The following is a 26,093-nucleotide window of genomic DNA, read 5'->3' on the forward strand; positions in this document are numbered from 1 at the left end:
CGGAGGTAGTGAAACGTCGGCTACCGTGCCCTGGCACGCCCTTTTCATTCCGCACTGGAGTCAGCCATGGTCACCGACGTTCTGCACCGGACCCGAGGACGCGTCGACGGGTACTTCGGAGTCCGATCGACCGGCTCGACCGTGCAGCGGGAGCTCATGGCGGGAACGGTCACGTTCCTGGCCATGTGCTACGTGCTCGCGGTGAACCCGGCGATTCTCGGCGACCAGGGCCCGCTGGGCGACAAGGGCATCCCCATGCAGGCCGTGTTCACCGCGACCGCCGTCGCCGCGGTGTTCGGCACGCTGGTGATGGGTGTGTGGGCCCGGTACCCGATCGCGCTCGCGCCGGGGATGGGGCTCAACGCGTTCTTCGCGTACTCGGTCGTGCTCGGCATGGGGATTCCGTGGCAGGTGGCGCTGTCGGGCACGTTGCTGTCGGGCGTCGTCTTCTTCGTCCTCGCGGTCACAAAGGTTCGCGAACGCATCCTCAACGCCATTCCGATGCAGTTGAAGCTCGCTGTCGGCGCGGGCATCGGGCTGTTCGTAGCGTTCCTCGGACTGAAGAACGCGGGGATCGTGGTGAACAGCGAAGCGACGCTGGTCACCCTCGGCGACTTCACCAAGGGCACGACGCTGCTCGCGTTGTTCGGGCTGCTGGTGACCGTGGTGTTCCTCGTGATCGGCTGGCACGGCGCGGTGCTCTACGGCATCGTGCTCACCACCATCGTCGGCATCGTCAGCGGCTTGGTGGATCTGCCCAGCGGCGTGGTCGCCGCACCCAAGGGGCTCGAGCACACCTTCGGCCAGGCGATCGTCCACCTACCGGACGCCTTCACCGCGCAAATGGCGGTGGTGGTGCTCACCATGCTGTTCGTGGACTTCTTCGACGCCTCCGGCACCCTGATCGGCGTCGCGAACCAGGCCGGACTGCTGGACAAGGACGGCAGGCTGCCGCGCGCCGCCAGCGCGCTGGCCGCGGACTCGGTAGGCACCATGGCGGGCGCTGTCATCGGCACCTCGACCACCACCGCCTACGTCGAGTCCACCGCGGGCGTCTCGGCGGGCGGACGTACCGGGCTGACCGCCGTGACCACGGCGGGCTGGTTCCTGATCGCGATGTTCTGCTATCCGCTCTTCGCGGTGGTGGCGGGGACCCCGGAGATCACCGCGCCCGCGCTGATCGTGGTCGGCATCCTCATGGCTCGGGCGCTCGGCCAGATCGATTGGAACCGGTTGGAGTACTCGGTTCCGGCGTTCGTCACCATCGTGATGATGCCGTTGACATACTCCATCGCCAACGGTCTGGCCATGGGCATGCTGCTGTATCCGGTGGTCATGGTGGCGAAGGGCCGGATCAAGGAAGTGCACCCGGCCATGTGGGCGCTGATGGTGGTGTTCCTCGGCTACTTCTTCTTCCTCGCGGAGTAACCTCTCGCTCGCTTCAGGGCTGAACTATCGCACTGACCGGACCGTGGAATAAGCCGAAGGGTTGGGCAGTTGAGCCCTTCGTGCGACAATCGGACCGCAGTCCGGTTTTTTGCCGAGGCGCCATGTCCGGGAAACGACTTGCAGGGATGAGGACCAGCATGACCATCAAATCCGTACTCGAACGCAGCAATGGGAACACCCAGCTGGATGTAATTTCCACCGACATCGGCTTGCTGATCGTGCGAGTCGTCTTCGGCGGCTTGCTCGCCGCGCACGGCGCACAGAAACTCTTCGGCTGGTGGGGCGGCCTTGGCTGGCAAGCCAACGCCGACGGCTTCGAGCAGATGGGCTACAACCCGGGCAAGATCTTCGGGACGCTGGCGGGCCTGACCGAACTCGGCGGCGGCCTGCTGCTCCTGCTCGGCCTGCTGACACCGCTGGCCGGCGCCATCGTGCTCGGCACCATGATCAACGCGATCAACGTCACCTGGAGCGGTGGCCTGCTGACCGGCAAGGGATACGAGATGGGAGTGCTGTTCGCGGCCGTCGCCGCGGGACTGGCGTTCACCGGCCCCGGCAAGATCTCGTTGGACGCGGGACGTCCGTGGGAGCGTCAGGGATTCGTGTGGGGTGTGGGCGCGGTGATCATCGCCGTCGTGACCGGCGTTCTCACGCTGATCCTGAAGTGGGCGCTCTGAGCCATCGCCGAATTCGCGGCGCGGTGACCTCGGGTCGCCGCGCCGCGGTCGTTTGTGGCCCACGTCATGTCACACCGCGGCGTGCTGGGTCGTCGTTCTGCTGTTGCAGCAGAAGACGATCGAGCAAGGAGATGACGATGGCCGTCGAGATCAGCAACCCCGCCGCACTGCACGACCCGACCGGGTTCGGCTACAGCCATGTGGCGACGGCGCGCGGTGAGTTGGTGTTCATCGCAGGGCAGTACGACTCGGACGCCGAAGGGCACACCACCAGCGCGGATTTCGCGACTCAGGTGGACAACGCGTTCGCCAACCTCGGGATCGCGCTGCGTTCGGTGGGATTGGACTTCACCGACGTAGCGCAATTGCGGACCCATATCGTCGACCACGACCTGGAAAAGCTGGCTGTGCTCGGTAAGAAGATCGCGGTGATCTGGGGGGACGAGCCGCCCGCGCAGACGCTGACCGGGGTGGCCGCGCTCGCGCTGCCCCGGATGCTGTTCGAAGTCGACGCGGTGGCCGTGCGCGGCTGAGACGCGCCGTCGGGCAGAGGATTCGGTGGTGTCCCCGCGCCGCGTGCAGGGCTTGGCGCGGGGACCATCGATACGTTCGGTGGGGAATTGGGGGTCACCGAAGTACCGCCCACCAATCTACTTCCGTCTGGAAATAGGCACCGGAAGGTGTGCGCGGGATCACACCGTGGCGGCGGCGGCGAGTCGTCGCAGCGCTTTGACCACGACGTCGGGGTCGGCGGTCTCCCAGTAGGGCGGCAGCGACGCGCGCAGATATCCGCCATAGCGAGCGGTGGCGAGGCGGGAATCCAGGATGGCCACCACGCCGCGATCATCGACGCTGCGCAGCAGGCGCCCGGTGCCCTGTGCCAGCAGCAGCGCGGCATGGTTGGCGGCCACCGTCATGAATCCGTTTCCGCCGCGCGCCTGGACGGCACGCTGCCTGGCCGTGAGCAGCGGGTCGTCCGGGCGCGGGAACGGGATGCGGTCGAGGATCACCAGGCTCAGCGAAGGTCCCGGCACGTCGACACCCTGCCACAGCGACAGCGTGCCGAACAGCGAGGTCTCCGGGTCGTCGGCGAACTTGCGGACCAGCGCGCCCGTGGCATCCTCGCCCTGGCACAGGATGGGCGTCCGCAGCCGGTCGCGCAACGCGTCAGCGGCCGCACGCGCGGCGCGCATCGAGGAGAACAGGCCGAGGGTGCGTCCGCCCGCCGCGCTGATCAGCCGCTCGATCTCGTCCAGATACGCGGGCGCCAAGCCGTCGCGCCCCGGTGCGGGCAGATGTCTGGCGACGTAGAGGATGCCGGACTTGGCGTGGTCGAACGGCGAGCCGACATCGAGCGAGTTCCAGCGGACGGTATCGGCGTCCGACGGCGCCTCGGCGCCGTTCGCGGTGGCCGGGTCGACGCGGTTGCCCGACCGCGCGGGCAGGCCCCAGGTGGTCGCGAGCCCGTCGAACGAGCCGCCGATCTGCAACGTGGCGGAGGTCAGCACGACGGTGGCGGTGCCGAAGAGCCTGCTGCGCAACAACCCGCCGACGGAGAGCGGGGCCATGCGCAACGAACGGCGCACGACGCCGCGGACCTCGTCGGCCGCCAACCAGATGACGTCGCGCCGGGCGGCCGCATCGGGCTCGTCGAACGCCGTCAGCGCGCGGACCGCGCTGTCGTGCACCTCGTCGATCGCGGCCAGCGCCAGATTCCGGGCCGCGGCGCCCTCCGGATCTCCCTGCGCGGTGGTGGCGCCCGGCGGCGCGAGGGCGGTGCGCGCGTTCCATGCCGCGTCCCGGACCAGGGCCAGTACCGGGGCGATGCCGTCGGGCAGGGTGTCCCAGCGCGCGGCGGGCAGCTCGTCCAGCACGGTGTGCCAGGCCTCGGCGGCGCCCTCCAGGCGGTCCACTTCCTGCTCGTCGATGAGTTTGGCGCAGCGCCGTGCGGCCGCGCTGATCGCCGAAGGGGCGAGTTCGGCGGTGGCGACGCCGGTGACCCGGTCGACCAGTTCGTGCGCCTCGTCGATGACCACCACGTCGTGCTCGGGCAGCACCTGGATGCCGCTGATCGCATCGATCGCGAGCAGCGCGTGATTGGTCACCACCACGTCGGCCTGCCCCGATTCCGTCCTGGCGCGCTCGGCGAAGCAATCCTGGCCGAACGGGCAGCGCGACTTGCCCAGGCACTCCCGCGACGACACGCTGACCTGCCGCCAGGCGCGGTCGCTCACACCCGGGGCGAGTTCGTCGCGGTCACCGGTCTCGGTGTCGGAGGCCCACTCGTTGAGCCGCTGCACCTCGCGGCCGAGGCGTGAGATCGCGAACGCGTCGAACAGCTCCGCCTCGGCGGGCTCGTCCGGGATGGCGCTGTTGATCTTGTTCAAGCACAGATAGTTGTTGCGTCCCTTGAGGATCGCGAACCTCGGCGTCCGGCCCAGCGGTCCGCGCAACGCCTCGGCCAGCCGCGGCAGATCCCGGTCGACCAGCTGGCGCTGCAACGCGATCGTCGCCGTGGAGACCACCACCGTGCGACCGGTGCGCACCGCGTGACGCAGGCTCGGCACCAGATACGCCAGCGACTTTCCGGTACCCGTGCCCGCCTGCACCGCGAGGTGCTCCTTGGTATCGATCGCGTGGTCGACCGCCGCGGCCATCGTGACCTGTCCGGCACGTTCCTTCCCGCCGAGCGCCTGCACAGCGGTGGCCAAAAGGTCGGAAACGGGCGGCAGTTCGGGCACGCGAGCAGCCTACTCGGTGCCTCCGACAGGCCCGGCCGGTCAGCGAGACCAGACGGTCTATCGGCTCATGCTTCCTTCGAGATCGACGCCCGCCCCGCGCATGCGGTCCAGCGCGGCGGTCACCGTGTCCGGCGCGACCCCGGCGGTGAGATCGAGCAGGACGCGGGTGTCGAAACCCTCGATGCGCGCGTCCAGCGCGGTGGCGCGCACGCAGTGATCGGTGGCGATGCCGACCACGTCGACGGCGTCCACGCCGCGGTCGTGCAGCCAGTCGGCCAGGCCGGTGCCGTCCTCGGCGGTGCCCTCGAAACCGGAATAGGCCGCGGTGTAGGCGCCCTTGGAGAAGACCTGCTGGATCGGGCCGGTGGTCAGGGCAGGGTGGAAATCGGCGCCGGGCGTGCCGACCCGGCAGTGCGGCGGCCAGGTGTCCACGTAGTCGGGCTGGTCGGAGAAATGCGCGCCGGGATCGATGTGGTAGTCGCGGGTCGCGACCACCACGCTGTAGTTCGTCGCGGCGAGGTGCTCGCTGATCCGGGCGGCCACCGCGGCGCCGCCGGTGACCGCGAGCGATCCGCCCTCGCAGAAATCGTTCTGGACGTCGACGATGATCAGTGCTCGGGGCACGGTGACCTCCCGCGGTGTGACTGGTGACCTATCGAGATTCTGCCGCTAGGCCGGACGACCGGTTCGTCCGACGCGCGGGAAATTCCGGTGGACGCGATGTAAACGCCGCCACCCTCAGGCGAACGTCGTCACGATGGCCGGTTCGCCCGCGGAGAGTTTGAGGCCCTCCCAGGGCAGGCTGATCAGCCCGCGGGCGACCAGATCGCGGCTCTCGGACAGCGTGGGCAGGTCCTCGACCTGCTCGCCCCCGCGGATGAGCGGGACGAGGAGCTCACGGGCTCGGAAGCCGTTCGAGGGCGGCACCGGTCCGGCCGCCGAGTAGACGATCTCCTCGACGATCGTGCCGGTGTCGCGGGCCAAGCGGATCGCCTTCTTCGTGCCGCCGCGGGACTGTTTATGACTGCTGCGTTTCGCCACCGGCAACCCGTCCACCTCGACGAGCTTGTAGACCATTCCCGCTGTCGCCGCGCCCGACCCGGTGACCAGCGCGGTGCCGACGCCGTAGACGTCGACCGGTTCGGCGCGCAGCGCGGCGATGGCGTACTCGTCGAGGTCGCCGGAGACCACGATGCGGGTTTTGGTGGCGCCGAGCGCGTCGAGCTGATCGCGTACCTGGCGGGCCAGCACGCCGAGATCGCCGGAGTCGATCCGGACGCCGCCCAGTTCGGTGCCCGCCACCTCGATGGCGGTCGCCACGCCCTTGGCGATGTCGAAGGTGTCCACCAGCAGCGTCGTCCCGATCCCGAGCGTCCGCACCTGGCTGCGGAACGCCTCGGCCTCGTGCGCACCATCGGGACCGCTGTGCAGCAGGACGAACGCGTGCGCGCTGGTTCCCGCGCCCGGAATGCCGTAGCGGCGCACCGCCTCCAGATTGGAGGTGGCGTCGAAACCGGCCAGGTACGCGGCGCGGGCGCTGTCGGGGGCGGCGAGTTCGTGGGCGCGCCGCGAGCCCATCTCGATCATCCGCCGCCCGCCGGCGGCACTCACCATGCGCGCGCCCGCCGACGCGATCGCGCTGTCGTGGTTGAGAATCGACAGGACCAGCGTCTCCAGCACCACGCACTCGGCGAAGCTGCCGCGCACCGAGAGGATCGGGGAGCCGGGGAAATAGAGCTCGCCTTCGGCGTAGCCGTCGATGTCGCCGGTGAATCGGTAATCGCGCAACCAGTCGAGAGTTCGCCGATCCGAGAACGGCGCGATCACGGCGAGTTCCGCTGCATCGAACCGGAACTGCCGCAGCGCCTCGATCAGCCTGCCCGTGCCACCGACCACGCCGTACCGACGACCACTTGGCAAACGTCTGGCGAACACTTCGAAGGTGCACTGCCGCCGCGCCGAACCGTCGGCGAGCGCCGCGGCGAGCATGGTCAGTTCGTACTGGTCGGTCAGCAGCGCCGTGCTGGCGGCGCCGTCACGCAGGTCCACGCAGTCACTGTAGACAGGACGGTCGGGCCCCATCGGCGGGCATCGTCCCGGTGAACCGCGGAATGCGCGAATCGAGGCTGCATGGGCTTGTTTATCGGGAGTCGAGTCGTACCCTTGACGTTATGGCCTTGCGCAACATAGTCCGGGGTGACGTCGTCATGGGCGCCGCGAACGCGACAGTGTCGGCGGCACAGGCGACGCCAGAGGCGGTCGAATACACCGAGATCCTGGAGGCGGAGGACCGCCCGTGGGTGACCGTGGTCTGGGACGATCCGGTCAATCTCATGCATTACGTCGCCTACATCTTCCAGAAGCTCTTCGGCTACAGCAAAGCGAAGGCGACCGAACTGATGCTGAAGGTCCACAACGAGGGCAAGGCGGTGGTCTCGTCCGGTTCCCGGGACAAGATGGAACATGATGTCCAGCGGCTACACGCCGCGGGTCTCTGGGCCACCATGCAACGGGACGACTGACCAGGACGCTACCCTGACGCCGTGCGTAAGTGGAGCAGGAAGAACTCGCTGAGCGGTCTCAAACTGCGTTCCGAAATGGACGCACGCGAGGCCAACGTGCTTCGTTCGCTGGTGGGCGCGGTCTCCGGGCTGCTCACCGAACGCGCCGCGTCCGCCCCCGATGACGATCTGGCCGCGCTGACCGGATTGCGGTCCGGCAACACCGTCCCGCCCGAGGATCCGCGGCTGCACCGGCTCCTGCCGGACTTCCACCGCAGTGAGCCCGGCTCGCCGGACGCCGAGCGCGCCGACCTCAACAGCGCGCTGCGCGGCCTGCACGAGCCCGACATCATCGACGCCAAGCTGGCCGCGGGCTCGGTGGTGCTGGATACCGTGCCGAGCGCGGGCGGCAAGATCGTGCTCACCCCAGAACAGGCCGACGCGTGGCTGACCGCGCTCACCGACGTACGGCTCGCGCTCGGCACGGTGCTGAACATCGACGCCGACACGCCCGACCATCTCGAGCCCGACGATCCGCGCGCTCCGCACCTGGACGTGTACCACTGGCTGACCTGGATGCAGGACTCACTACTGCAAGCGCTGGCTCCCTGACCGCCTCCGGTGCGAAGATCGGCGCGGTCGACCAGCAGATTCGCGCCGTGAGGAGTAGAGATGGTGAAAGCCGAGCCGGGGGAGAACAATTCGCTCACAGATATCCCCGGAGTGCTGGTCGGTCACCACCACGTCCTCGATCCCGACGCCGTACTCGGCGCCGGGGCGGCCACCGGATGCACGGTCGTGCGCGTGCCGGGCGGCGCGGTGGCGTCGGTGGACGTGCGCGGCGGCGGGCCGGGCACCCGCGAGACCGACCTGCTCGATCCGATGAACACCGTCCGCCAGGTCGACGCGGTGCTGCTGACCGGCGGCAGCGCCTATGGTCTCGCCGCGGCCGACGGTGTGATGCGCTGGCTGGAGGAGAACGGCGCGGGCATCGTGATGGATCCGGCCGACGCGAGCCGGGTCGTCCCGATCGTTCCCGGCGCGGTGATCTTCGATCTACCGGTCGGGGCGTGGGACATCCGGCCGACGGCCGAATTCGGCTATCGGGCGGCGGAGGCGGCGGCGGTCGATTTCGCCCGCGGATCGGTCGGCGCCGGCGTCGGCGCACGTGCGGGATCGATCAAAGGCGGGGTGGGGACCGCGAGCGTCGTGCTGAGCGAAGGCGCCGCCGCCGGGATCACCGTCGCCGCACTGATCGTGGCCAATCCCGTTGGCTCGGTGTTCGATCCGCGCACCGGGTTGCCGTGGGGGTGTGGCACCGACGGACCCGATTACTTCGGTCTGCGCGCGCCGACCGCCGAACAGTTGGCCGCGGCCAATGCGCTGCCGGTGAAAGGCACCGTGCTCAACACCACGATCGGCGTCGTGGCGACGGACGCTCCGCTCGATCCGGCCGGGTGCCGCCGGGTGGCGGTCACCGCGCACGACGGCCTGGCCAGAGCGATTCGTCCGGCGCATTCGCCGCTCGACGGGGACACGCTCTTCGCGCTCGCCACCGGGACGGCCGAGGAGAACGCCGATCTTCCGCTGCCGCCCGCCTTTCCCGCCGATCTGCTTGTCCTGGACGAGATTTGCACGGCGGCCGCGGTGTGCGTCGAACGCGCCGTCGTGGACGCGATCCGCTCGGCGCGCGCGGTCGCGGGCATCCCGGCCTACCACGACATATTCTCTGTCTGATGTGCAGCGCCAACGGGCAATGCTCGATTTCGCTTCGCTCGAAAACGGGGGTTGAGCCGATACGTTGCGTGAGGCGGGCACCGCTGGATGTCCAGGGCCGACCCGTTCGGCGGGTCTGACGCTACGCACGGCGGCGCGCCTTGCAGACCCGCCCGGTAGGTCCGGGGGAATAGCCGAATATTCTGGCTCGTTGTCGACTGCGATGGGTCGGCGTTGTGGAAAGGTGTGCGACTCGTGCTGGTGATCAGGGCCGACCTCGTGGTGGCGATGGTGGCGCACGCGCGCGCCGATCACCCCGACGAGGCCTGCGGTGTCATCGCGGGGCCGGAGGGCTCGGATCGACCGGAGCGCTTCATCGCCATGGTCAACGCCGAGCGTTCCCCCACTTTCTATCGCTTCGACTCCGGCGAGCAGTTGAAGGTGTGGCGCGAGATGGACGAGGCGGACGAGACGCCGGTGGTGATCTACCACTCGCATACCGCCACCGAGGCCTACCCGAGCCGGACCGACGTGTCGTATGCCTCCGAGCCGTTCGCGCACTACGTGCTGATCTCCACCCGCGATGCCGAGCAGCACGAGCTGCGCAGCTACCGGATCGTCGACGGCGAGGTCACCGAGGAGCCGGTGCGGATCGTCGACGCGTATGAGAACCAGACCGATGCCTGAAACCGAGGAGTACCCATGCCGGTAACCGTGTCCATCCCGACCATCATGCGTGGCCTCACCGGAGGTGAGAAGCGGGTGCAGGCCGAGGGCGCCACGCTGGCCGCGCTGATCGACGACCTCGAGGCCAACCACCCGGGTCTCGCCGAGCGCCTGCTCTCCGGCGGCAAACTCAACCGCTACGTCAACATCTACGTCGACGACGAGGACGTGCGTTTCGCCGGTGGTCTTGCGGCCGAGGTGCCCGAAGACGCGAGCGTGACCATCCTGCCCGCCGTCGCCGGAGGCTGACCGGTCCCGTGGCGCGTTACGAATCGCTGATCTCGACCCTCGGCAACACGCCGCTGGTCGGGCTGCGCACCCTGTCCCCGCAGTGGGACGGCGAGAACCACGTGCGGTTGTGGGCCAAGCTGGAGGATCGCAACCCCACCGGCTCGATCAAGGATCGGCCTGCGCTGCGCATGATCGAACAGGCCGAGGCCGACGGGCTGCTGCGTCCCGGGTGCACCATCCTGGAACCCACCAGCGGTAACACCGGCATCTCTCTGGCCATGGCCGCCAAGCTCAAGGGCTACCGGCTGATCTGCGTGATGCCGGAGAACACCTCGGTGGAGCGTCGGCAACTGCTCACCATGTTCGGCGCGCGGATCATCGATTCCCCCGCGGCGGGCGGCTCCAATCAGGCCGTCGCGCTGGCCAAGCAGATCGCGGCGGAGAACCCCGACTGGGTGATGCTCTACCAGTATGGCAATCCGGCGAACGCGCTGGCCCACTACGAGACCACCGGCCCGGAGATCCTGGCCGACCTGCCGGAGATCACGCATTTCGTCGCGGGTCTCGGCACCACGGGCACGCTGATGGGCACCGGCAGGTTCCTGCGCGAGAAGGTGCCCGGCATCGAGATCGTCGCCGCCGAGCCGCGTTACGGCGAGCTGGTCTACGGTCTGCGCAACATCGACGAGGGATTCATCCCGGAGTTGTACGACGAAAGCGTGCTGACCACGCGTTTCTCGGTCGGTCCTTACGACGCGGTCAAACGCACGCGCGAGTTGGTGCTGGAAGAAGGCATCTTCGCCGGGATCTCCACCGGCGCCATCCTGCACGCGGCGCTCGGCGTGGCCCGCAAGGCGGTGCAGGCGGGCACGCGGGCGGACATCGCGTTCGTGGTCGCCGACGGCGGCTGGAAGTATCTGTCCACCGGCGCCTACGACGGCACTCTCGAGGAGGCGGAAGAGCGGCTCGACGGCCAGCTCTGGGCCTGATTCCCCGCACGCGCCGGTACCCTCGGTGAGGCGGGGCCACGACCCCGCGCGGCGAGGAGGTGGCCATGACCAGCGCGGGACTCGGGCCGTCGTTCGACCCCGATCGAATCGCGGCGATGCGTGCGCGGTTGGGCAAGCCCATCGGCGTTCCGGGGCCGTCGCCCGCGCCGAGCGGCGGATTCGCCGCCGTCAAGCGGCTGTGGTTGCGCTCCGGGGTGCTGATCCTCGGATTCGTGGGGCTGCTCTACGGCATCGAAACAGTCGACACCGTGGTCGGCGGCCGGCTCGACTACGCGGGCATCGAGCCGCGCGAAGCCGACGGGCTGTCCGGCATCCTGTTCGCCCCGGTGCTGCACGATGACTGGGGTCACCTGATCGGCAATACCTTCCCGGTGCTGGTGCTCGGCTTCCTCGTCCTGCTGGCGGGCATCGGCCGCGGGTTGGCGGCGACCGCGATCATCTGGCTCGTGGCGGGGGCCGGCACCTGGCTCACCGGCCCGACGGGCAGCGTGCATATCGGTGCGTCCGCGCTGGTGTTCGGCTGGCTGACCTTCGTCATCTCGCGCGGCTGGTTCGCCCGCAATATCGGACAGATCGCGCTCGGTGTCGTGGTGCTTGCCCTATACGGCTCGCTGCTGTGGGGCATCCTGCCGGGACAGCCGGGAATCTCTTGGCAGGGGCATCTTTTCGGGGCGTTGGGTGGAGTGTTCGCTGGCTGGGTACTCTCTGGTGATGAACGTCGACACCGCCGCGGGGATCGAGCCGGAGTCAACGCGTCGCCGCGGTGAGCACGCGGCCCGTCGCGAAATGAGGGGGATCCTTTCGTGAGCCAGAATTCCGCGTGGCAGCATGGGGGAATGCGCCTTACCGTCCTCGGGTGCTCGGGCAGCGTGTCCGGCCCGGACTCTCCTGCGTCGGGTTACCTGCTGACCGGCCCGGATATGCCGCCGACGGTCATCGATTTCGGCCCGGGTGTGCTCGGTGCGTTGCAGCGCTACGCCGACCCAGGTGAGGTCGACATCTTCCTGACCCATCTGCACGCGGACCACTGCCTGGATTTGCCGGGCCTGCTGGTGTGGCGGCGTTACCACCCCACACCGCCGGAGGGAAAGGCGATCGTGCGCGGCCCCTCGGACACGTCGGTGCGTATCGGCAACGCGTCCGCCGAGGTCGGGGGCGAATGCGACGACTGGTCCGACGTGATCGACATGCAACCGTGGGCCGAGGGACAGCCGGTCGAATTCGGGCCGGGCCACACCGTCACGGCGCGCCGGATGTATCACCCGCCGGAGTCCTATGGCCTGCGGATCGAGACCGTCAGCGGGCGCACCTTCGTCTACACCGGCGACACCGCGCTGTGCCCGCAGGTCCGCGAACTCGCGCAGGGCGCCGACGTGCTGATGGCCGAGGCGTCCTGGACGCACGACCCGGCGAATCGCCCGCCCGGCATACACCTTTCGGGCACCGAGGCGGGCCAGATCGCCACCGAGGCCGGAGTGAAGGAACTGCTGCTCACCCACATCCCCCCGTGGACCTCCCGCGAGGACGTGATCGCCGAGGCAAAGGCGCAGTTCTCCGGCCCGGTACACGCGGTGGCACCGGGCGAAACGTTCGATCTCTGATCCGGTTCCATCCCACCGGCCGCGAAGCGCGTGCCATTGCGACCCGTTGGCGACTTGGGCATGCCCTGAGCTCTGTGGCAAGTCGGAGCGCCGTGCGATCGGCTGGCACCTGCGCGGACATCGGGCACTGTGCGCGGACCCGAGCGACCGCTCGCCGCGTGGCATACGTGCAGCCGATGCTTCCGCAGCGGAGCCGCCAGCGGCGATCCTCCGACACGGCGCTACTAGCCCGGATCCAATCGGTGGACGCAACACCGTCTTCTCGGAGTGGGAGTAGCCGTTGGTTGAATGCAGTAGGCCGCGATCATCCGGGTCGCGCGATGGCTTCCTCGAGCCACAAGGGGGCCGCGAACACGCAGCGCCGCAGGCACCGCAAATCAGACAGAGCCACGCGGTGCCGCAGGCACCGCAAATCCAACACAGTAGGCTGTGGCCCGTGTCGAGACGAGCCGATGGCAGGGCGGACGATGAGCTCCGCGAGGTCCGGATCACCCGTGGATTCACCACGCATCCAGCCGGTTCGGTGCTGGTGGAGTTCGGGCAGACGCGGGTGATGTGCACCGCGAGTGTCACCGAGGGCGTGCCCATGTGGCGCCGCGATTCCGGGCTGGGCTGGCTCACCGCCGAATACGCGATGCTGCCCGCCGCGACGCACACCCGCAGCGGCCGTGAATCGGTGAAGGGCAAGATCGGCGGGCGGACCCAGGAGATCAGCCGCTTGATCGGCCGCTCGCTGCGCGCCTGCATCGACCTGGCGGCCATCGGCGAGAACACCATCGCGATCGACTGCGACGTCCTCCAAGCCGACGGCGGCACCAGAACGGCCGCCATCACCGGCGCCTACGTCGCGCTGGCCGACGCGGTGACCTACCTCGGTGCGGCGGGCGCTCTGGCCGACCCGCAGCCGATCTCGTGCGCGATCGCCGCGGTGAGCGTCGGCGTGGTCGACGGCCGGGTGCGCGTGGACCTGCCGTACGAAGAGGACTCGCGCGCCGAGGTCGACATGAACGTGGTCGCCACCGACACCGGAACGCTGGTGGAGATCCAGGGCACCGGCGAGGGCGCCACCTTCCCGCGCTCCACGCTGGATAAGCTGCTCGACGCCGCGCTGGCGAGCTGCGAGAAGTTGTTCGTCGTGCAGAAGGAAGCGCTGGCGCTGCCGTACCCCGGCGTGCTTCCGGAGCCGGCCGAGCTGAAGAAGAAGTGATGACCCGCCGCCTGCTGGTCGCCAGCCGCAATGCCAAGAAACTGAACGAGCTGCGCCGCATCCTCGACGAGGCGGGCGTCGCCGGTATCGAGATCGTCGGGCTGGACGACGTTCCGCCGTACGACGAAGCTCCCGAGACCGGTGCGACGTTCGAGGAGAACGCGCTGGCCAAGGCCCGCGACGGTGCCGCGGCCACCGGTTTGGCCTGTGTCGCCGACGATTCCGGCCTCGAGGTGGACGCCTTGAACGGGATGCCCGGGGTGCTGTCGGCGCGGTGGTCGGGCGGGCACGGGGACGACGCCGCCAACAACGCGCTGCTGCTGGCACAGCTCGCCGACGTCCCGGATGAGCGGCGCGGCGGGCGGTTCGTGTCGGCCTGCGCGCTGGTGGTGCCGGGCGGCGCGCAGACCGTGGTGCGCGGCGAATGGCCGGGCTCGATCGGACGGAAGCCGGTGGGCGACGGCGGTTTCGGCTACGACCCGTTGTTCATCCCGGCGGGCGGCGACATCACCGCGGCTGCGCTGACGCCCGCCCAGAAGGACGCGGTCTCGCATCGTGGGCGGGCGCTGGCCCAGTTGGTGCCCGCGCTGGCCGCACTGGCCGGCTGACGCGGGGCGATTCGGGTCAGACTCCGAAGTCCTGCTTGACCTGCTTCGCGTTGACGTGCTCGACGAAGAACGACAGCAGCGGGATGGTGCCGGCGAGCAGGGTGCCGACGGTGCGCAGGACCGGCCAGCGCACCTTGACCGCCAGATCGGCCGTGACCAGCAGATAGATGAAGTACACCCAGCCGTGCACCACGGCGATCCAGCTCGGGGTGTGCACGCCGAAGCCGTACTTGGCGATCATCTCACCGGTGAGCAGCAGCAGCCAGAGACCGGTGATCCAGGCCAGCGCGCGGTAGCGCAGCAGCGCCGGGGCGATCTTGGCGGCGTTCGCCGTCGGCGCGGGGGCGACGGCGGTCTCGGTGGAATTCTCGCTGGTGGTCAACCGGCGCTCCTCTCGCGGGTGTGCAGGCGGACCTGCGCATCGATGTCGTTTGCGTGCAGCTCGGCGAGGTACCGGTTGTACTCGGCGAGCACGGGGTCCTCGTCCCGGACGGACTTCGGGCGCTCGGGCAGCAGGCCCGCGGGGATTTCTTTGGGCGCGACCGGTTTCGCGGCACGTCTGGATGCGGCGGAGCTGCGGCCCGGGTCGGCGGGTTCGTCCGTTTCCTCTTCCTCGGCCTCGCGCTCGAGCCGGACGAACCGGAAGTAGGCGAAGACGGCGAATGCCGCGAACAGCGGCCACTGCAGCGCGTACCCGAGATTCTGGCCGGTGCCGCTCGCGGACTCGTACCGCTCCCACTGCCACCAGGCCAGCGCCAGGCAGCCCAGCGCGGCGACGACCACCAGCGCGATGAGGGCCGGACGATTGTGTGCCGAGCGGCGAGGAGAGGCGGACACGCCTTCTACCGTACCTGTTCTACTACACAGGCCGTAGAGCTGTGTCGGTTTTGCGGCGCCGCGTGTTCGCGACCCCCTAATGGGTCGCGTCCGAGCCACCGCCGCTGGCGACTTCCTCGCGGACGCGGTGGCCGCTCCGACGCGAGCCGGGCCGCGAACGGGTCATGCTCGGTCTCGCTGCGCTCGAAAACGGGAGTGGGGCCGATGTGGTTGCGTTGCGTGGTGTGCACGGCACCGGTGTCCGCGGACGGACTGGTGGCTGACGACGCAGTCGGGCCAGCGACGCTCAGAACGAGTAGATCGCTCAGAACGAGTAGATGACGCCGGTCAGCCGCTCGGATTCGGTCCACAGCCGCTGCCACAGGTCCTCGTTCTTCGACAGGCGGGTGGACGAGGAGGGGCGAACCGGGCCCTGAGTGCCGAAGAGCCTGGTCGGGCCCCAGTACACCGTCGGGTCGGCGTCGCGCATGGTCGCCGCGAATAGCGTCGAGTGGGCCGCCTTGGCGGGGGAGTGCCCGATCAGGCGGATGAAGGGCTTGGAGATGTGGTCGAGCGGTGTCTCGGTGTGCGCGAAGAGGTCGGTGGCCGAGACACCGGGGTGCACCGCGTAGGAACGCTTGCGGGACCCGGACTCCGTCAGCCTGCGTTGCAGTTCCCGCGCGAACATCAGATTGCACAGCTTGGACTGCGCGTACGCGAGGTTGCGCTGGTAGCGGCGCTTTTTGTAGTCGAGGTCATCGATCCAGAGCTTCGGGGTCTGCTTGTGCGCGATGCTGGACAGCGTCACCACACGATCGGTGATCCGGTCCAGCAGCAGCCCCGTGAGCGCGAAGTGCCCGAGGTGGTTGACTCCCCACTGGGTTTCGAAACCGTCCTTGGTCCGGGAAAACGGGAGGTTCATCAGCCCCGCGTTGTTGATCAGCACATCGAATTCGCCGCTGTCGTGGGCGAACTTGCGCACCGAGGCCATGTCGGCAAGGTCGAGTTCGGCCACCCGGACATCGCCGTCGATGCGGTCGGCGACCTCCTTCGCCTTGGCCGTGTTACGGCACGCCATGATCACGGTCGCGCCCTTGGCCGCGAGGACTTCGCTGGTCACGGCACCGAGACCGCCGTTAGCGCCGGTGATGACAAAGGTGCGTCCCGTCTGATCCGGGATCTCAGTTGGTTTCCACGCCATGGGCCAACCTTACTTTGGAGTAAGTTTCTGGGGAAGGTGTCTGCGGTATTCGGCCTAGATCGTCTCAGACGCGAGCGCCGGTTTCCGGGGATCACCGCCGCGACACGGGGATTTGCGTGGTCGTCGAGTTGTCGATCGGCTGCGTTGGGCGGTCGCGCGCAGATTCCACAGCCTCGCGCCTACACCGCCGGGTGGCGGCCGGTCCCAGCTCCCGTGTATCGGGCGGGAGGCGGGTCGGATCGGACACCGTCATCTGAGTCCCGATGTCGGTCGCCAGCGCTTGACATCGTGTGTCCGCACGGACCGGTCGCGGTCGCTGTGATTTCGCTACGGTGGAAGATGTGACGGCCACAGTGGGCAGGCAATACGGCGGGCGCGCCGTCGTGGAGCGGAAGGCCGAGCGGCGTCAGCGGTTCCTCGAGGCGGCGACGCGGATCTTCGCCGAGCGCGGCTACGCGGACTGTTCGCTGGCCGACGTGTGCGCCGCCGCTGGCCTGTCCAAGCGGCAGTTCTACGAGGAGTTCCACACCAGGGAGGACGTGCTGGTCGCGGCCTACGACCGGATCCAGGACGAGGCCGCCGCGGCCGTGCTGGCGCGGATGCGGGAACTCGACCCTCGATTCGATCTGACCACCGCGATGACCGCCGTGGTCACCGCCTACCTGGAATCGATCGGCTCCGACCCCTACCGCGCCAAGCTCGCCTTCATCGAGGTGGTCGGGGTGAGCGACCGGATGGAGCGGCACCGCCGCCGGCGACGCCACGCCTGGGCATCCGTGCTGGAGTCCCATGTCGTGCCGGTGGTCGCGCCCGGTTCACGGGTACGCGGCGCTCCTGGATGGGCCGCGAGCGCTCTCATCGGCGCGATCAACGGGCTTGCGCACGAGTGGGTGCTCGCCGACCCGCGCCCGGCCGTCGCCGAACTGGTGGATCTGCTCGTCCCGATCGCGATGTCGCTGCTCGAGCGGCCGGAGGAAAGCTAACCGCCGCGGACGGCGTAATCGCCGATCGCCTGTTCCAGCGTGTCGAACGCGGTGCCGATGTATTCGGTGAGGGCGGTGGCGATGTCGTCGTTGGATTCCCCGTCGAGGGTGCGGCGCAGGGTTTCGTCGAACAGCACGCGATGCACTCCGCCGAGTAACGCGGCCACCACGCGGGGCCTGATATCGATTGCGGCGGAGCTGGTTTCGTCGGCCAGTGTGGTGGCGAGCGCCTGCTCGCGCTCGTCATGGAACTCGCGTAACCGGGCCACCAACGCCGGACTGTCGGTGATCATGCGGGCGAATTCGGGTCCAGAGAAGCCGACCACCGGATCGTGCCGCGCCACCGCGTCCAGATAGGCCCGCCGCAGCGCCGCGAGCGCGGGCTCGCCGGGTTCGCGCTCGCGCACGGCACGCGCGAGCTGGTCGACGAACACGTCGCGCAAGTCGAGGGCGAGGTCCTCTTTGCGGGGGAAGTAGTTGGTCACCGTCATCTTGGCGACCTGCGCCGCGGCGGCGACGTCGGCGATCGTCACCTTGTCGAAGCCGTGTTCGAGGAACAGCAGGGTCGCGTGGTGGGAGATGTTGTCCCTGGTCTGCTGCTTCTTTCTGGCCCGAAGCCCGAGGTCCGCTGAACTCATGCCGCCACGATATCTGATATCGGCATAAAAATCTTCTTGACATATTTTTAGGCGCGACATAAGTTTATCCTCGTCACTTGAACGAAGGAGTGCCAGCGCGGATGAACCACGGACTTGTCGAAGCAGCCTCGGCTCGCATCAGCTCCACCATCGACCGAAAGGGATCGGCCACCATGCCCGACAAGATCAGCGCGTACGCCGTCATCGAGACTGCGGTTCGCCTGTTTTCCACCGAAGGGGGCGGCGCAGCCTCCACCACCCGGATCGCCGCGGCGCGCCACGCCCACTCTTTCCCGAGCGCAGTGCGCCGGGAACGGAAGGGGGTCAAGCCCATTCGCTCCGCAACGGCCTATCGCGCCAAGCCGCAGCGACCACTGCGAATTCCGGGGCGCGGCTGACCACCGCTCCCAACCCCCGTTCGGCGGCGTGCTCCGCGTGCCGCCGAACGGTCGGCTCCGGCAGGAAGGACATTCCGTGACCCAGTTGTGCACCCGTCCGCCCCGTTTCGCGGGCAGCGTCAGCGAAGACTCGATCAAGGACTACCTACGCCTCATCGGCCGCACCGCGCTGCTCACCGCCGCGCAGGAGTTCGAGCTCGGCGAGCGGATCGAGGCGGGCGAGTGCGCCGCCCGTCGTCTCGAAAACTCCGGCGATCCAGTGGAACTCGACGCTCGGGAGCGTCGAGAATTGCGCCGCCGGATCGCGGACGGTCGCCGCGCCAAAGACCATATGGTCGAAGCCAATCTGCGCCTGGTCGTCTCGATCGCCAAGCGGTATCCCACACCGGCGGGGATGTCGCTGCTCGACCTGATCCAGGAGGGAACGCTCGGGATGATGCGCGCGGTGGAGAAGTTCGACCACCGGCGCGGACTGAAGTTTTCCACCTACGCGACCTGGTGGATCAAGCAGTCGATCGGGCGCGCGCTGGCCGATCAGGGCCGCACCATCCGCATCCCGGTGCATGTCGTCGATGTGCTCAACCGGTTGAGCCGCGCACAACGGGCGTTTGCCCAGCAGCAGGGCCGTGCGGCCACGGTAGCCGAACTCGCCGCCGAACTGGAGCTGTCCCAGGAGAAGGTGCGCGAACTGCTCGACGTCGGCCGCGAACCGCTCTCGCTGCACACCCCGGTCGGGGACGCCACCGAATTCGGCGAACTCATCGCCGATACCGCGCCGGACCCGTCCGACGCGGTGGCCGAGTCCGCGCTGCGCGGCCAGCTCGACAAGGTGCTCGGCTCGCTGACCGAACGCGAGGCGGAGGTGATCGCACTGCGCTTCGGCTTGCGCGGCGCAGAGCCGCGAACCCTCGACGAGGTCGGCAAGACCTACGGGGTATCTCGGGAACGGGCTCGCCAGATCGAGGCCAAAGGCATGGCGAAGCTGCGGCAGCCCGCGCGGGCCAAGGCGCTCGACGGCCTGCTCGGCTGATTCGCTGTCGTGTCGCTGGGATGCCACCGCGGCGGCAACGTCCCATACTGGGCTGATGACCGGTGCGGTTGCTGTCGCCGATGACCCGGCTGCTCCTATGAGCAGGGCCAAGACGAACATCGTGTTCGGCACGATCGTGCTCGGCATGCTGATGGCGGCACTGGACCAGACCATCGTCTCCACCGCGCTGCCCACCATCGTCGCCGACCTGGGCGGAGCGGGACATATGGCGTGGCTGGTCACGTCGTACCTGCTCGCCGAGGCGGTGGCCACGGCGCTGGCGGGGAAGCTCGGCGACCTGTTCGGGCGCAAGCTGGTGTTCCAGATCAGCGGGCTGATCTTCATCGTCGGCTCGATGGTGGCCGGCCTGGCGGGCGGCATGCTGTTGCTGGTCGTCGCCCGCGGGATCCAGGGTTTCGGTGCCGGCGGGTTGATGGTCACCTCGATGGCGCTGATCGCCGACATCATTCCGCTGCGGCAGCGCGGCAAATACCAGGGCGCGCTGGGGGCGGTGTTCGGTGTGACCACGGTGATCGGGCCGACGCTGGGCGGTCTGTTCACCGACCACGCCAGCTGGCGCTGGTGCTTCTATGTCAACGTGCCGGTCGCGGTGCTCATGATCGCCCTGGCGGCACGCACCATCCCGCGGGTGCGCGCCGCCGCCAAGCCGATCATCGACTACGCCGGTATCGGGTTGGTGGCGCTGGGTGTCTCCTGTCTGATCCTCGGATTGGAATGGGGTGGGGAGCAATACGCGTGGGGTTCGTCGATGATCATCGGTCTGTTCGTCGCGGCGGCGATCCTGCTGGGCGCGTTCGTCGCCGTGGAATTGCGGGCAGGGGAGCCGATGCTGCCGATGGGGTTGTTCCGCAGTCGCGTGTTCACGGTGTGCTCGGTCCTCAGCTTCATCGTCGGCTTCGCGATGCTCGGCTCGATGACCTATCTGCCCGCGTATCTGCAATACGTCGACGGGGTGTCGGCGACCATGTCCGGCGTGCGCACGCTGCCGCTGGTGGCCGGTCTGCTCGCCACCTCGATCCTGTCCGGTCAAGTGGTCGGCAAGACCGGGCGCTACCGGTACTTCCCGATCGCGGGCACGCTGGTCATGGCGATCGGGTTGTATCTGATGTCCACCATGGGCCGGACCACCGGCGTCTGGCTGGAATCGCTGTACATGCTGGTACTCGGACTCGGTATCGGCTCGGCCATGCAGGTGCTCACCATCGTCGTGCAGAACACCGTGCCCTATACCCAGCTGGGCACCGCGACCTCCGGGGTCACCTTCTTCCGGACGCTCGGAAGCGCGTTCGGCACGGCAATTTTCGGCACGCTGTACAGCAACGAGATCGGCCCGAACCTGACCGACGCGCTGACGCGGGTGCGTGTGGTGGCGCCGGAGGTCGCGGTCGACCCGCAGGCGCTGCGCGCACTGCCCGCCGAGCAGTCGGCACCGATCATCGACGCGTACACGACCTCGATCGATCACGTGTTCTTCTGGGTGGTTCCGGTCGCGCTGGCCGGATTCGTGGTCGCCTGGTTTCTCCCGGAGGTGCCGTTGCGGGACAGCGCGCGGGCGGGCGCGGACGATGTGGGCGAAGGGTTTTCGGTACCCGATTCGCCCGATCGACTGGTGCAGTTGGAACGGGCGGTCGCGGCGGCGATGCGCAAAGCGCGGGACGAGCAGCCGATCGGCCCGCGCATTCTCGCCGACGCGGACAGCGACCTCACGCCCGGTGAGGCGTGGGCGCTCGGTCAGGTGTATCTGCGCGACCGCATCACGGGCGACGCCACGCTGGCCGCGATCGCGCGGGCGCACCATCTGCCCGACGAGGTGATCGAACCGATCTACGACCAGGTCGGCGCGGAGGGCTACCTGAGCAGGGAGGGCAAACGGTTGAGGCTCACCGATTTCGGCGCCGCCGAACTCGACCGGATCAAAGCCGCGTGGCGGCGTTGGCTGGACAGCAGGCTCGACGATTGGAACGCAGCCGATCCCACCGACCGCGCGCTGCTGGACCAGGCGCTGACGAACATCGCCACCAAGCTGCTGGAAGACCAGGCGCGCGAGGAGGAGTCGGTGCCCGCCTGAGCCTCTTGCGGTGTAATACTCGTGCACGTATATTCGTAGACGAGTAAGGAGGTGCCGCGATGAAGAAACGCAAGGTCGACAACCTGCTGGCGCTCGCGGTGCTGTCCGTGATGGTCGAGCGGCCGATGCATCGCTACGAGATCGCGCAGACCCTGCGTGAGCGGGGCAAGGAACACGACATGGCGATCAAGTGGGGTTCGCTCTACACCGTCGTGCAGAACATGGCCAAGGTCGGATTCCTCGAGGTCGTCGGCAGTGAACGCGAGGGCGCGCGGCCGGAGCGGGTGATCTACCAGATCACCGACGCGGGCCGCGCCGAGATGGCCGACTGGACCAGGGAACTGCTGTCCACGCCGGAGCCGGAACACCACCGCTTCCTGGCGGGCCTGTCCATTCTCGCGGTGCTGCCGCCGGAGGAAGTGATCGAGCTGCTCGGCAAACGCATCGACGCACTGGATCAGACCATCGCGGCGGTGCGCCGCGAACTCGACCAACTCAGCACGACACTGCCGCGACTGTTCATCGTCGAGACCGAGTTCGGGGTGGCCATGCTGGAAGCCGAAGCGGCATGGACGCGTTCCTTGCGCGACGAGCTGACCGACGGCACCTTCCCGGGGCTGACGCAGTGGCGGGAGTGGCACGACCGTGGCATGCGCCCGTCCGAGGTCGCCGGACTGGTGGAGAGGGGGATCGCCGAGAACTAGCCGAGACCGGACCCGGCGAGGTGCGGCAACACCACCGCCGAGTCCGATCGAACAGTCTCGAACCGCGCCCGCGAACGCGCACCCGGCTACAAGGCTGGCAACCACAGGATAACCGGGTGGATGGCGCGCGGGTCGGTTCGGGCAATCGAAACCCGTATCGCACGAATCCTGGAGACACCTATGTCCACAACACGTACCGCCCTGGTCATCGGGGGCGGCATCGCCGGACCCGTCGTCGCGACGGCCCTGCGCAAAGCGGGCATCGACGCCCGCGTCTACGAGGCCTATCCCGGCCCGTCCTACGGCATCGGCAGCGGGCTCGCGCTCGCGCCGAACGGCATCGCCGCGCTCGACATCATCGGAGCGGGCGATCCCGTGCGCGATATCGCGCTGCCGGTCACGGGGATGACCATGTCCATGGGAGACAAGCGGCTGTCCCTGCCCACCCTGTCCGATGTGCCGCCGCTGCAATTGGTCGATCGCAGCGAACTGCACCAGGTGTTGCACCGGCACGCGGTCGCGGCGGGGGTCCCGTTCGAGTACAACAAGCGCCTGGCCGACGTGCGCGAGGACGAGTCGGGCGTCACCGCGCGGTTCACCGACGGCAGCACCGCCGCTGCCGACGTGCTGGTCGGCGCCGACGGCATCCGCTCGACCGTGCGCACGCTGATCGACCCGAACGCGCCGGGCCCCGACTACACCGGCATGCTCGGCTTCGGCGCGATCACCGAGTGCGACGCCGACATCCCCGCTGACACCATGACTTTCGCGTACGGCAAGCGCGCGTACTACCTGTACTGGCCGCTCGGGGACGGGCGCGTGGCATGGGCTCCCAACTTGCCGCACAAGGAGTACTTGTCGCTCACCGCGGCGCGGGCCATCCCCAGCGCGCAGTGGCTGAAGATTCTGCGCGAGACTTACGCCGAGGACACCCCGGGTGGTGAACTTGCCCGGCGCACCACCGAGGAGCAGTTGGAGGTGGTCGGGGCACTGCACATCATGCCGTCGGTGCCGCACTGGTACCGCGGACGAATGGTGCTGGTCGGCGACGCGGTGCACGCGCCGTCCAACAGTTCCGGTCAGGGAGCCTCGCTGGCCATCGAGAGCGCCGTGCAGCTGGCCCGCTGCCTGCGCGATCTGCCCGCGCCGGAGGCGTTCGCCGTCTACGAGCGTCTGCGGCGCGGCCGGGTGGAGGGTGTCGCGGCGCGTGCGGCGAAGATCAACCACAGCAAGACGCCGGGGCCGGTGACCCGCAAGATGATGCAGCTGCTCGCCCCGATCATGGTCAAGACGGTGATGAACCCGGAGAAGACCATGGGTCCCGAGCAGCGTTACCGGATTGACTGGGACGCGCCCGCGGACAGCGAACTCGCGGCGGCCTAGTGGCGAAGTCCTGCCGGTCCACCGGACCAGCAGGACTTCGAACAGCCGGTGGTATCGGGCAAGGAATAGACTTGCGCGGTGGATGATAGGGATTCCGATGGGAATGTCGATCTGAATCAACTCCGCACCTTCCTGGCCGTGCACCGCGCGGGGTCGATCACGGCGGGGGCGCGGTTGGTGGGACTGTCCCAGCCGACGGTCACCGGTCAGTTGCAGGCGTTGGAGAAGCGGCTCGGCGCGCGGCTGTTCGACCGGCTGCCGCGCGGGGTGGCGCCGACCGCCGCCGCGACCGAGCTGGCGGCGCGGATCGCCGCACCGCTGGACGCGCTGGACACCGTGGCGGGTCCGGCCCGTCGTGCCGAGCCCGCGCCGCAGCCCGCGGTGCGGTTGGCCGGTCCGGCCGAACTCCTTGCGGTGCACGCGCTCCCGGCGCTGGCGCCACTGGTCGGCCGGGGTGTGCGGATGATGGTCGACGCGGGATTGACCGACGACCTGCTCGGCGGGTTGCGCGCCGGACACTACGACCTGGTGCTGTCCACGGTTCGGCCCAGAGGCCGGACACTGGTCGCCGAACCGCTGTTCGACGAGGAATTCGTCCTGGTGGCCGCGCCGTCGGTCGCCGCGCGGATCGACACCGGGCTGCTGCGTGACAAGGGACCGGTCGCGCTGTCGGATGTCCCGCTGATCAGCTATGCGCCGGATCTGCCGATCCTGCGAAGGTACTGGCGGCACGTCTTCGGCATCCGGCTCACCGCGGAGGCGGCGCTCGTCGTCGCCGACCTGCGCGCGGTCACCGCGGCGGTCGCGGCTGGCGCGGGTATCAGCGTGCTGCCGCGTTATCTCTGTGCGGCCGAAGTGGATTCGAGGGCGCTGGTCGCGCTGCTGGAACCGGACGACCCACCGATCAACACGGGATTCCTGGTGCGCCGGCCCGGCGCGGCGGCCCGCCAGCACGTCGAGCTGGTGTACCAGCGACTGATCGCGGCGGCCAGGCAGTGGTGAGCGGCTGTGAGCGACGCACCCGCGGGCGTCCGTGTGCTGCGGCTTATCGCTGAGAGCGCCGGCGCCGCGTGGCGCGGTCGCGCAGAATGCGCGCGGTCTGCTCGTCGCCGGGGAGGAACGCCTCCAGCTGAAGTTCGGCGAGCGTGATGTCGACGGCGGTGGCGAACGAGGTGAGTGTGGTGATCAAGCGCAACTCGCCGTCGTCGCAGCGCAGGCGCAGCGGCACCGCGAAGCCCAAGTGGTCCGGGCCCGGATGGGCGTGCGGCAGATAGCCTTCGAGCTCGGTGATCAGTTCGTCCAAGGCACGGTCGGGACTGCGCGCCATCCGGCCGCGCAGCGCCTCGGTGATATGCCTGCCCCATTCCGGCAGGTTGACCACGCGGGCGGCCAAGCCATCAGGGTGCAGCGCGAGCCGGAGCACGTTGACCGGAGGTTCCAGCAGCCACGGCGCGGCGCCCTCGGTGAGCACGTCGAAAGCGGCGTTGGCGGCGAGCAGGATGCCGTAGGGCCGCACGACCAGCGCCGGGTAGGGCAGATGACCGTCCAGGATGGCGTGCAGCGCTTCCAGCACCGGCGCCAATTCCATGGTCTGGAGCTCTGATTCGGGGAAGATCGGCGCGTAGCCCGCGGCGAGCAACAGTCCGTTGCGCTCGCGCAGCGAGAGGTCCAGCGATTCGGCCAGGCGCACCACCATTGTACGTCCCGGTCGGGAACGTCCCTGCTCCAGGAAGCTCAGGTGGCGCTGCGTGGTGTCGGCGCGGATCGCGAGGTCGAGTTGGCTGACCCGGCGCAGCGTCCGCCAATGCCTGAGCTGCCGGGCGAACCCGGTGGGTTCCGTCGCCGTGGTCATAGCAGCAGTATTGTTCGCGGGACCCTCACCCGCCATACCCTGCGGGGAATCGCACACGATCGCCACGACCGGCAAAGCTGTGCCGCATGAGCAAGCAACTCGATGAGCAAGAACTGATGCACTTCGCCGAGCGGTACGTCGCGCTGTGGAACGAGCCCGACGCCGAGGCCAGACACCGGCTGATCCGGCAGCTGTGGTCGGCGGACGGCGCCCACGTGCTGGTCGACCCGCCGCAGGCGATGCGCGAAGCGCTGGCCGCGCTGTCCTTTCCGGTCCCGACCGTGGAGATCCGTGGCTACGAAGCGCTGGATCGCCGCGTCGACCGCGCGTACGACGAGTTCGTCGCCCCGGGCGAGCACGTGTTTGCGGTGCAGGGGCCGGCGGTGCGCCTGTCGGTGAACCTGATCGGCCTGACCTGGCACATGGTGAGCAAGTCCGATGGTGCGGTGGCCGGTGGCGGATACGACGTCATCGCGCTGGACAACGCCGGCCGGATCCGCTGGGACCACCAGTACATCGGAGTCGCGTGATG

Annotated in this window: 29 protein-coding genes; 21 read left to right on the plus strand and 8 right to left on the minus strand. The window is 68.8% G+C overall.

The features are described from left to right. Positions 1-66 precede the first annotated feature (66 nt). The 3 genes from AB0M45_RS28670 (at position 67) to AB0M45_RS28680 (ending at position 2,659) form a co-directional block, all read left to right on the plus strand. Entirely contained in the window at positions 67-1,428 is a 1,362-nt protein-coding gene (locus AB0M45_RS28670) for an NCS2 family permease (protein ID WP_364335602.1), read from the plus strand. Positions 1,429-1,586: 158 nt separating this feature from the next. Continuing rightward, a complete protein-coding gene (locus AB0M45_RS28675; protein ID WP_364335604.1) occupies positions 1,587-2,126 on the plus strand; it encodes a DoxX family protein in 540 nt (179 codons plus the stop codon). A gap of 137 nt (positions 2,127-2,263) precedes the next feature. Then, positions 2,264-2,659, plus strand: a complete 396-nt coding sequence (locus AB0M45_RS28680; RefSeq protein ID WP_364335606.1) for a RidA family protein — start codon at positions 2,264-2,266, stop codon at positions 2,657-2,659. Between the two features lie 159 nt (positions 2,660-2,818). Here the strand turns inward: AB0M45_RS28680 and AB0M45_RS28685 are convergent, their stop codons facing one another. From AB0M45_RS28685 to AB0M45_RS28695, 3 genes are all read right to left on the minus strand, one after another. Further along, complete coding sequence (locus tag AB0M45_RS28685) at positions 2,819-4,867, minus strand: ATP-dependent DNA helicase (RefSeq protein ID WP_364335608.1); 2,049 nt, start codon at positions 4,865-4,867, stop codon at positions 2,819-2,821. Positions 4,868-4,924: 57 nt separating this feature from the next. Beyond that, complete coding sequence (gene pncA / locus AB0M45_RS28690; protein ID WP_364335610.1) at positions 4,925-5,491, minus strand: pyrazinamidase PncA; 567 nt, start codon at positions 5,489-5,491, stop codon at positions 4,925-4,927. Between the two features lie 114 nt (positions 5,492-5,605). Further along, on the minus strand, positions 5,606-6,949 hold the full coding sequence (locus AB0M45_RS28695; protein WP_364335612.1) for a nicotinate phosphoribosyltransferase: 1,344 nt from the start codon (positions 6,947-6,949) through the stop codon (positions 5,606-5,608). A gap of 89 nt (positions 6,950-7,038) precedes the next feature. On the opposite strand from AB0M45_RS28695, the gene clpS reads away from it, so the two are divergent. The 10 genes from clpS (at position 7,039) to rdgB (ending at position 14,467) form a co-directional block, all read left to right on the plus strand. Further along, positions 7,039-7,389, plus strand: a complete 351-nt coding sequence (gene clpS / locus AB0M45_RS28700; RefSeq protein ID WP_364335614.1) for an ATP-dependent Clp protease adapter ClpS — start codon at positions 7,039-7,041, stop codon at positions 7,387-7,389. Positions 7,390-7,410: 21 nt separating this feature from the next. Then, on the plus strand, positions 7,411-7,980 hold the full coding sequence (locus tag AB0M45_RS28705) for a DUF2017 domain-containing protein (RefSeq protein WP_364335616.1): 570 nt from the start codon (positions 7,411-7,413) through the stop codon (positions 7,978-7,980). Between the two features lie 60 nt (positions 7,981-8,040). Then, entirely contained in the window at positions 8,041-9,105 is a 1,065-nt protein-coding gene (locus tag AB0M45_RS28710) for a P1 family peptidase (protein ID WP_364335618.1), read from the plus strand. A 234-nt stretch (positions 9,106-9,339) separates the two neighbouring features. Then, complete coding sequence (locus tag AB0M45_RS28715) at positions 9,340-9,771, plus strand: M67 family metallopeptidase (protein WP_364335620.1); 432 nt, start codon at positions 9,340-9,342, stop codon at positions 9,769-9,771. Between the two features lie 15 nt (positions 9,772-9,786). Continuing rightward, on the plus strand, positions 9,787-10,059 hold the full coding sequence (locus AB0M45_RS28720) for a MoaD/ThiS family protein (RefSeq protein ID WP_364335622.1): 273 nt from the start codon (positions 9,787-9,789) through the stop codon (positions 10,057-10,059). 8 nt (positions 10,060-10,067) lie between these two features. Further along, complete coding sequence (locus tag AB0M45_RS28725) at positions 10,068-11,030, plus strand: cysteine synthase (RefSeq protein WP_364335624.1); 963 nt, start codon at positions 10,068-10,070, stop codon at positions 11,028-11,030. A 65-nt stretch (positions 11,031-11,095) separates the two neighbouring features. Beyond that, the gene (locus AB0M45_RS28730; RefSeq protein WP_364335626.1) at positions 11,096-11,818 is read left to right on the plus strand and encodes a rhomboid family intramembrane serine protease; all 723 of its coding nucleotides are present in this window, start codon (positions 11,096-11,098) and stop codon (positions 11,816-11,818) included. Positions 11,819-11,887: 69 nt separating this feature from the next. Continuing rightward, the gene (locus tag AB0M45_RS28735; RefSeq protein WP_364335628.1) at positions 11,888-12,652 is read left to right on the plus strand and encodes a cyclic nucleotide-degrading phosphodiesterase; all 765 of its coding nucleotides are present in this window, start codon (positions 11,888-11,890) and stop codon (positions 12,650-12,652) included. 436 nt (positions 12,653-13,088) lie between these two features. Beyond that, a complete protein-coding gene (gene rph / locus AB0M45_RS28740; protein ID WP_364335630.1) occupies positions 13,089-13,859 on the plus strand; it encodes a ribonuclease PH in 771 nt (256 codons plus the stop codon). After that, positions 13,859-14,467: an RdgB/HAM1 family non-canonical purine NTP pyrophosphatase gene (gene rdgB, locus AB0M45_RS28745; protein WP_364335632.1), complete on the plus strand. Its 609-nt coding sequence runs from the start codon at positions 13,859-13,861 to the stop codon at positions 14,465-14,467. The genes rph and rdgB overlap by 1 nt, the downstream gene beginning before the upstream one ends. A 16-nt stretch (positions 14,468-14,483) precedes the next feature. Here the strand turns inward: rdgB and AB0M45_RS28750 are convergent, their stop codons facing one another. The 3 genes from AB0M45_RS28750 to AB0M45_RS28760 form a co-directional block, all read right to left on the minus strand. After that, on the minus strand, positions 14,484-14,849 hold the full coding sequence (locus tag AB0M45_RS28750; RefSeq protein ID WP_364335634.1) for a DUF3817 domain-containing protein: 366 nt from the start codon (positions 14,847-14,849) through the stop codon (positions 14,484-14,486). Beyond that, positions 14,846-15,304 (minus strand): transcriptional regulator, encoded by a 459-nt coding sequence (locus AB0M45_RS28755; protein WP_364335636.1) that lies wholly within the window; start codon positions 15,302-15,304, stop codon positions 14,846-14,848. The genes AB0M45_RS28750 and AB0M45_RS28755 overlap by 4 nt, the downstream gene beginning before the upstream one ends. A gap of 304 nt (positions 15,305-15,608) precedes the next feature. Further along, complete coding sequence (locus AB0M45_RS28760) at positions 15,609-16,484, minus strand: oxidoreductase (protein ID WP_364335638.1); 876 nt, start codon at positions 16,482-16,484, stop codon at positions 15,609-15,611. A gap of 341 nt (positions 16,485-16,825) precedes the next feature. Here AB0M45_RS28760 and AB0M45_RS28765 point away from each other — a divergent pair, with 341 nt between their 5' ends. Further along, a complete protein-coding gene (locus AB0M45_RS28765; protein ID WP_364335640.1) occupies positions 16,826-17,467 on the plus strand; it encodes a TetR/AcrR family transcriptional regulator in 642 nt (213 codons plus the stop codon). On the opposite strand, the gene AB0M45_RS28770 is transcribed toward AB0M45_RS28765, so the two are convergent. Then, on the minus strand, positions 17,464-18,105 hold the full coding sequence (locus tag AB0M45_RS28770; RefSeq protein WP_364335642.1) for a TetR family transcriptional regulator: 642 nt from the start codon (positions 18,103-18,105) through the stop codon (positions 17,464-17,466). The genes AB0M45_RS28765 and AB0M45_RS28770 overlap by 4 nt on opposite strands. Positions 18,106-18,278: 173 nt before the next feature. Here AB0M45_RS28770 and AB0M45_RS28775 point away from each other — a divergent pair, with 173 nt between their 5' ends. The 6 genes from AB0M45_RS28775 (at position 18,279) to AB0M45_RS28800 (ending at position 24,711) form a co-directional block, all read left to right on the plus strand. Further along, complete coding sequence (locus AB0M45_RS28775; protein ID WP_364335644.1) at positions 18,279-18,503, plus strand: hypothetical protein; 225 nt, start codon at positions 18,279-18,281, stop codon at positions 18,501-18,503. A 76-nt stretch (positions 18,504-18,579) separates the two neighbouring features. Continuing rightward, complete coding sequence (locus tag AB0M45_RS28780) at positions 18,580-19,533, plus strand: sigma-70 family RNA polymerase sigma factor (protein WP_364335646.1); 954 nt, start codon at positions 18,580-18,582, stop codon at positions 19,531-19,533. 55 nt (positions 19,534-19,588) lie between these two features. Beyond that, positions 19,589-21,622, plus strand: coding sequence for an MDR family MFS transporter (locus AB0M45_RS28785; RefSeq protein ID WP_364335648.1), 2,034 nt, complete (start codon positions 19,589-19,591; stop codon positions 21,620-21,622). A gap of 59 nt (positions 21,623-21,681) precedes the next feature. Then, positions 21,682-22,326, plus strand: coding sequence for a PadR family transcriptional regulator (locus AB0M45_RS28790; protein ID WP_364335650.1), 645 nt, complete (start codon positions 21,682-21,684; stop codon positions 22,324-22,326). A 180-nt stretch (positions 22,327-22,506) separates the two neighbouring features. Further along, positions 22,507-23,709 carry an FAD-dependent monooxygenase gene (locus AB0M45_RS28795; RefSeq protein ID WP_364335652.1) on the plus strand — a complete coding sequence of 401 codons (1,203 nt, stop codon included), beginning with the start codon at positions 22,507-22,509 and terminating at the stop codon, positions 23,707-23,709. A gap of 78 nt (positions 23,710-23,787) precedes the next feature. Next, on the plus strand, positions 23,788-24,711 hold the full coding sequence (locus AB0M45_RS28800) for a LysR family transcriptional regulator (RefSeq protein ID WP_364335654.1): 924 nt from the start codon (positions 23,788-23,790) through the stop codon (positions 24,709-24,711). A 43-nt stretch (positions 24,712-24,754) separates the two neighbouring features. Here the strand turns inward: AB0M45_RS28800 and AB0M45_RS28805 are convergent, their stop codons facing one another. Continuing rightward, positions 24,755-25,561 (minus strand): helix-turn-helix transcriptional regulator, encoded by an 807-nt coding sequence (locus AB0M45_RS28805; RefSeq protein ID WP_364335656.1) that lies wholly within the window; start codon positions 25,559-25,561, stop codon positions 24,755-24,757. Between the two features lie 86 nt (positions 25,562-25,647). Here AB0M45_RS28805 and AB0M45_RS28810 point away from each other — a divergent pair, with 86 nt between their 5' ends. Continuing rightward, entirely contained in the window at positions 25,648-26,091 is a 444-nt protein-coding gene (locus AB0M45_RS28810) for a hypothetical protein (RefSeq protein ID WP_364335658.1), read from the plus strand. Positions 26,092-26,093 lie beyond the last annotated feature (2 nt).

This window comes from Nocardia sp. NPDC051787 (assembly GCF_040681325.1).
GTDB lineage: Bacteria > Actinomycetota > Actinomycetes > Mycobacteriales > Mycobacteriaceae > Nocardia.